Annotated in this window: 2 protein-coding genes; both read left to right on the plus strand. The window is 59.4% G+C overall.

Features of this window, described 5'->3' with window-relative positions; genetic code table 11:
• Positions 1–1609 (plus strand): ImpA family metalloprotease (locus tag A3754_RS12160; protein WP_197468641.1); only part of this gene is annotated, 1609 nt, incomplete at its 5' end.
• A 40-nt stretch (positions 1610–1649) separates the two neighbouring features.
• On the plus strand, positions 1650–2489 hold an 840-nt coding region (locus A3754_RS12165), incomplete at its 3' end, for a class I SAM-dependent rRNA methyltransferase (protein WP_231880605.1).

Below are 2489 nucleotides of genomic sequence, written 5' to 3' on the forward strand. Positions count from 1 at the left end.
GTTACTGGGTGATGTATGGCGTGAACAGATTGCTTATCCCATGAACAAAAACGTGGCTCCGGTAGGGGATTTCATGCGGGCACTCTATGCGGATTACAGCGTGCAATACTTGCGTGGAGTCCAGCCCGCCCAGCCGGATCTGGGTAGCTTCAGTGAGCCCATGGCGGCGGCGCCAGCTACCTCAACACAGCGCCCCAGCGTCACCGTTAAAGGCGACCATTTCACTGCGCTGGGGGCCTACGTGCTTCCGGGGCAGCGCGTCAGGATTACCCGCACCGACGATAACGACAGCGTAAGCACCGCCATTCGCATCAACACCCAGCGTACCGGTTCCACCCGGTTATGGAGCGAGTATTCCCGCCCGCGCTTTCTGGCCAGCCCGACCATGTCCATCGCGCCCGGTGAAACCCTGGAGTTGACGTCTCCCTATGGCGGTACTCTGCAGCTGGAGCATCGCAACGCGCCAGTCGCCAGCACGGTCTCGCTACGACTGGAAAATGTGGCGCAGCAACCGTTTCTGCAATACGGCCCGGATATGGCCCAGGAGGCGTTCGCCACGGCGTTGCAGAATAGCGCGTTGACCTGGGCGGAGATCCGCAGCCCCTTTGCCGAAGTGCACTCGCGGCGCGACCGCATGAATGCATCCATCAATGAATCGCGCTATGCCGGAAACAGCCAGGCATTTCTGGATGATCTGTTTGATTATGTGTTGCGTGATGCCTATGCGCTGGCCGGTTTTCAGGGTGAGGGTATTGCCTTGAATCAGGCGGTCGCTCAGCGGTGTAACGCACTGGCTTGGGATTGCACCAGTGCGCAGATTCATGGGCTGCCCAACGTGCTGCACATCAACGTGGACTGGTTTGCACATTGCGGCTCCGGCTGTAGTGGTAACCCCTATGACCAGGCCTGGCCACTGGACCCTTATGGTTGGGGGGAGAGCCATGAGCTGGGGCATAACCTGCAGCGCGATTTGCTGAAAATTCATGGCGGGCGCAGCGGTGAAGTGTCCAATAACCTGTTCCCATTGCATAAAAACTGGCGCCTGCTGCAAGAGCGTGACGTGAACATGAGCCCTGCCCGGCTGGCCTATAAAGGAGCGTTCGATGTTTTGAAGGCCGGTGCGGCCGGTGCAGACCCCTACTCGGTTGCCTACGATGCGATCTGGGCGGATGACCGTTACGCGGCCAATAACGGGCTGCGCATGACATTCTTTGCCCAGCTGCCGCACCTGTGGCGAGAGGTAACCGGCACGGACAGTGAAGGCTGGGATATCATCACGCTGCTGTATCTGGCCGAACGCCAGTTCAGTGACCTGAGCGCAGATGAGTGGATGGCACAACGGGACCATTTCGCCATGGGAACCTTTGCCAGCAAGCCGGACCTGAACGGCAACGAGTTCATGCTGATTCTCGGTAGCTACCTGAGTCAGCGCGACCTGCGGCCACTGTGGGATGTGTGGGGCGTGGACTATGGCGCGGCCACGTCTGCCCAGCTGGATGCCCTGGCCCTGCCTGCGCAAGCACCGGTGATCTGGGTGGGGCCGGACAGTAATGACTGGTCCCAGGTGCAGAAAATCGCGATAAGTGACGACATGGTGTGGCCATTCTGATTCTGCCTGCGTTCACTCTGGCGCGAAGCGCCGTGTTACCATGCGCCTTTTACTGGCGAGTGGCAGCAACATGACCGAGCAGTGCGTAATCCGGCTTCGCAAGAACGAAGAGCGGCGTTTGAAGGCGGGCCATTTGTGGGTATACGCCAACGAAATTGATACCCGTCATACTCCGCTCAAGGATTTGTCCGCCGGGGCTTGCGTGGTGGAAGACAGCCGCGGCAAGCCGCTGGGGCGTGCTTTGCTCAGCCCCCATTCGCTGATTGCCGCGCGTCTGTACAGCCGCGATGTGAAACAGGAATTGTCGCGCAGTTTTTTCAAAAAGCGTATTGAGCAGGCGCTAAGCCTGCGCGAGCAGTTGTTCGATGTTCCCTGTTACCGCCTGATCTTTGGCGAAGCCGATGGCCTGCCTGGCCTGGTGGTGGATCGTTTCCACGATGTGCTGGTGGTGCAAACCGGTTCCGGCGCCATGGAAGCCCATCTGGATGTGATTGTCAGTGCCCTGGATGCGGTGCTGGCCCCGACGCATATCATTGCCAAGAACGAAGCGGCCGCCCGTGAGATCGAAGGGCTGGAGCGTTACACCAAGGCATTGAAAGGCGAGCTGCTGAACGAGGTCAGCCTCACGGAAAACGGCGCAAAATTTGTGGCGCCGTTGGCAGAGGGGCAAAAGACCGGGTGGTTCTACGATCACCGGGCCGCTCGTCAGAAGATACAGGCGTTGGCCAAAGGCGCTCGCGTACTGGATGTGTTCAGTTACTGTGGCGGTTGGGGTGTGCAGGCGGCACTGGCGGGTGCGGAGTCAGTAACCTGTGTGGATGGCTCTGAAATCGCCACGGATTATGTGCATCGCAACGCCGAACTGAATGGTGTCGCTGAC

This window comes from Alcanivorax sp. HI0083, from assembly GCF_001635175.1.